The organism is Veillonellales bacterium (assembly GCA_039680175.1).
Lineage (GTDB): Bacteria > Bacillota > Negativicutes > JAAYSF01 > JAAYSF01 > JBDKTO01.
The window spans coordinates 1-4,660 of sequence record JBDKTO010000107.1; the positions used below are offsets into that span (position 1 = coordinate 1).

General features: G+C 41.7%; 4 protein-coding genes. All 4 read right to left on the reverse strand.

The features are described from left to right. Positions 1-50: 50 nt before the first annotated feature. Positions 51-623 carry a tripartite tricarboxylate transporter substrate binding protein gene (locus ABFC84_17120; GenBank protein ID MEN6414461.1) on the reverse strand — a complete coding sequence of 191 codons (573 nt, stop codon included), beginning with the start codon at positions 621-623 and terminating at the stop codon, positions 51-53. A gap of 621 nt (positions 624-1,244) precedes the next feature. Then, positions 1,245-1,823 carry a cupin domain-containing protein gene (locus tag ABFC84_17125; GenBank protein MEN6414462.1) on the reverse strand — a complete coding sequence of 193 codons (579 nt, stop codon included), beginning with the start codon at positions 1,821-1,823 and terminating at the stop codon, positions 1,245-1,247. Between the two features lie 135 nt (positions 1,824-1,958). Further along, positions 1,959-3,323, reverse strand: a complete 1,365-nt coding sequence (locus tag ABFC84_17130; protein ID MEN6414463.1) for a nickel-dependent hydrogenase large subunit — start codon at positions 3,321-3,323, stop codon at positions 1,959-1,961. Then, positions 3,320-4,291, reverse strand: coding sequence for a hydrogenase small subunit (locus ABFC84_17135; protein MEN6414464.1), 972 nt, complete (start codon positions 4,289-4,291; stop codon positions 3,320-3,322). The genes ABFC84_17130 and ABFC84_17135 overlap by 4 nt, the downstream gene beginning before the upstream one ends. Positions 4,292-4,660: the final 369 nt, after the last annotated feature.

Sequence of the window (4,660 nt, forward strand, 5' to 3'; positions counted from 1 at the left end):
AATTTATTAAAATTGGAGACTTCTTCTAAGATATCCATCCAGAGAAAACGCTATCGTTGTTCATTGGATATTAAATATATGGAATCTGCTATTTTTAACCCTAAACTTTTTTCATGAACACGCCCTGTAAACTTAGGATCGTTAACTATGACTTTAAGCCCTGCAGCCAGCTTGGCCTTTACATCAGCAGGAAGATTTTTTTGGGCCGCTATTGCCTGCCAATTATTAATAGCAACATTAATCCCCATCTTTTTTAAGGTTGGTACATCAGAGAATACGGGATCAATGAGTCGTTGCTCGTCCGCTACCGCTAATACTCGCAACGTTCCACTCTTGACATGCTCTTTAACTAACATTGGGTTAACAAAGATAAGCTGAACATGTCCACCCAACAATGCGGTAATACTCTCGCCCGCTCCCCGAAAAGGAACTTGTTGAATATTAATACCAGCAGATTGTTCAAAAAACACGCTAACCAAATGATTTATCGTACCTACTCCACCGTGACCATATTTTAATTCTCTCGGATGTTGTTTAGCATATTCTATTAAATCATCAACATTTTGCCATACTTGATCAGATTTAACTGCCAATACCAATGGGGAAGTATTTATTTGCTGCAAGACTTATGAATGCTGAGTTTCTACCAGAGTCCTCAAAACTAATCAATATAATTTATATCTATACCCATTTTTTGGGTGCCTGATTTATAAGGGATTTGCCACCTCGATATAAAAATTCGGGATTTCAGGATTTATTGCACACCTTAGATCAAAAAAGCCTTCCGGCATATTGCCGGAAGGCTTGAATTTACTGGAGCGGGTAACGAGATTCGAACTCGCGACCCACGGCTTGGGAATTGGATAATTGGAGTTTTTTATAGTCTATTATGTTTTAAAGAGTCAATAAAATTAAGGATCGCAATGGTTTTGTTTTCTATTGAGTCTATATTTTCTATTGCGTACTAATATGAATTGGTCCGCAAAAAGGTCCGCAAAGTTTGGTCTGCCCATTCAAAATATGCTAGTAATTTATGCTAATCCGATGGACAGTATTTTTTACTCCTCTTCAAACGATAACGGCTCAACATACACGAGCATTATGTGATTCTAAAAAAGTAGCGAGTTTACGGAGTTTGATTCCTGCGTGTGGCTTTTCATTTTAGCAAGATTTTAAGAATATCTTTGGCGAGTTCTTTGCCATCTGGAGCTCGGTCAATTCTAAGTATTTTAATAATCTCTTCGTTAGTAGCCTCGGTGGTTATCTTCTGCATCTTCTTTAGTTATATGAACTGTACTATGTGGATGCTGTGGCGGTGCATAAATAGAATATAATTTAATTGGTATATCGCCGGTGTTGATTAGATTATGCCATTTACCAGCAGGTATAATGAAGGCATAACCATTCCGGACATTTGCTTGAAAATTCAACCTATCTTTTCTATCTCCCATTTTCACGAGTCCTTGACCTTCTTCAATGCGTATGAATTGGTCAAGATTTGGGTGACTTTCTAAACCTATATCTTCCCCCACATTTATACTCATCAAGGTAAGCTGGATGTATTTGCCAGTCCATAAAGCGATACGAAAATTATCGTTTTGCTTTGTAGCTTTTTCAATGTTAACAGCAAAGGGCTTAGGCCCACAGTCCTTTAGCTTAATAGGAGGATAGGCAGGAGGATAATGGCAAGGGAATTGATTACATGTGCTATAAATATATTCACAGTAAGGGCAGTGACACATATTATAATTGGGACACATATCATCGTGATCGTACATTGGAATGTTAATCTGCCATGGATCTCGATTTCTATTATAAACCAAAGTTAACACTCCTCTCTCAACTTCAATACTATTATATTGACCTAGTATAATATATGAAGATACCTTTACATAAGTTCTCCTGTATAAAACCCAGAAATAAAAATGAGAGGGGAAATCCCTCTCACTAATGGACACCTAATGGGTTGCGCAGGATATGCATGGATCAAACGAGCGTATAATTCGACCAAGAATAACATTTCTTAGTTCCGGTGACGGAATATCAGTGCCCACTAGGGCGCTTTCAGCCGGACCCCGATGATTTTGCTCGTCTTTTGGCGAGAAGTTCCAAACGGTCGGTGTAATAATATCATATTTCTCTACTTTTTCATCCTGCACCAGAGCAGAATGGAGCAGTGGCCCTCGCATAGCATCTGTTACTGCAGTTGCCTGGTTATGGACAAGGTCTTTTTTTTGATGGATAGGAGGTTCTCCTGGTTGTAGCTCATGCAGCCATTCTTCCATTAATTCTGATATAAGAAGAGTCTCCAAAGAACGAGCGACGATCCGATCCATGGTTGAAGTACCACCTTCATAAAACCCGTTCATCAGCATACGGGCTAATGGACCGCCTTCATAATGTTTTCCCCGAAATTGCACCGATTTGGTCCAGGTGTAAGCTTCCGGCTTGTGCGGGGCAGGGGAGATTTCATCTGATTTTAGCCAAGCTGCACGTTCAAACCAAGCTCTCGAAATATCTTCTTGGATAAGGCCAAGATGAACATCACTTAATCGTCCATTTTCCAATACACCTGATTGCCATAGCATTTGATTGTTTTTACTGCCAAAACGAAACAATCCAAAAGAAAGAAAGCGCCCAGGTGTTTTGCCAATACGAAAGTAGTCGCTATAGCATTTGGCGATTAGCTCAGTATCTGGCATTAGGTAGCGTTTTACAAAATCCCGAATATCGCGTACAAGTGCAAGCGCTTGGTTAATTTTACCTGCTGTTGGTGCTACAGCGACCCCGCCGTGAACAAAACTATGCTGGTGGGGTGCCTTACCGCCGAATAGGGCGAGAATTTGATGGCTCTTTTCTCCGGCTTTGATAGCTTCTAAATAATGACTTGCTAAGCGTCGATTGTCTTCTTCATCAAATCTGCAGTCATAGCAATTTTGACTTAAAAATGGCGGTTGATTAGGCATTGCTACAAAATCAGGGAGTCCAAAGAAATAGAAATGACGGATATGGTTCTGCAAGAAGTCTGCGCCCATCATAATGTTTCGTAAATACTGGGCGTTCTCTTCGATATCATTGTCGTACAACTGATCAAGAAGATAACTCGCCACGGCTCCGTGGACGGAGGAGCATATTCCGCAAATACGCTGAGTGAGATAAACTGCATCAGTAACATGGTGGTTACGCATTATATACTCAAATCCACGAAACATCGTACAGCTAACGTTTGCTTCGATAACTAATCTATGTTCTATTTCAAGTTCAACAGAGAGTAAGCCACTTAACCGTGTAACAGGGCTAAACAGGATTTTTTGCGGACTCATGTATCTCCCCCCTTTTTCGGTTTTGTCTGTTCTGAGTGACCAGTTCCTTCGGATTTGCTTTTCTGGGGTAAAGGAGTGAAAAAGGGAGCAGACCCGTCAGGAAAGTCGCGATTGGTACAACCGATACAAGGGGTATTCACCTTAACTGGCCAACTGACATGATTAATCCACTGCCTGTATGGGCAGTCAGAGCTGGTACGGGGGCCGGAGCATCCTTGGGAAAACATACATTCAATATCGCCCAGTTTCTTAGCGAAGTCTTTTTTATCGAAGTAGGAGCGACGCTGGCAATGCCGATGAACGGTAAATCCGTAAAAGAGCTTAGGACGGTTGTACTCATCCAGCTCCGGCTTTCCATACATCAGCAGGTGGGCTAATGTTCCTACGAACCAATCGGGATTTACCGGGCAACCACTTACATTAATGACTTCCCGCTCCAGCACTTGGCTAACCCCAACGGAGCCGGTTACGTTTGGTGCAGCGGAAGAGGCACCGCCAAAACTTGCGCAAGTTCCGATAGCAATCACGTATTGAGCAGCTTCACCAAGCCGGGTTACTACCTCTAATGCGGTTATCGGACCATTCTTTGTCCGGGCGATTACATTATAGATTCCTCTGTCTTTTGTTGGTACGGCTCCTTCAACAACTAGCGTAAATCTCCCGCGAAAGTGATTGACGGTATCTTCCAGCAGCAGCAGCGCGTCACTTCCTTGGGCAGCCATGAAGGTATTGCTGTAGATAAGATCAATCATATCTGTAAACACCTGGTTTAAATATGGATACGTTGCATTCATGAAAGCAATATTGTTGTCGCCGCTATCACTCGTTTCTAACCATATTACCAGAAGCTTATTGTTAGAGTGATCTAGCAGATATTCGCGTACTACAGGCAAGATTCTTGATGATAATTTATGGTTACCAGCCAGAGAATTATCACGGCATAATTGTAAAAATTCGTTTTTCTCCATGATTCGCCTCACTTCGGATTTTTATCATCATCATATGCAAGGCGGTTCTTGTCTATTACCGCGAGCAGTCGTACAAAATAAAAACCTGCGTTTTACGGCAGGTCAGGGCGATCATTTTTTATTAACATTTACAACAGTTTGTTATAAGAACCGATGGTAACTTGCATCTAGCACTGAGAAATCGGCATTACACTAATGATTTGTTGGTAACGTATGAAAGTAACTCCCGTGCCAACTTGGAAACAAGGGGACGGTTCTTAAAGGGTTCAATCGGAAGTTTTGCGCGGTGGAAAGGCTTCCTTTGCAGCAGATGACTGCAAGGGAAGCCTCTAAATTATCTACGCGCAAAATTTTTGATTGCCCAAGGAG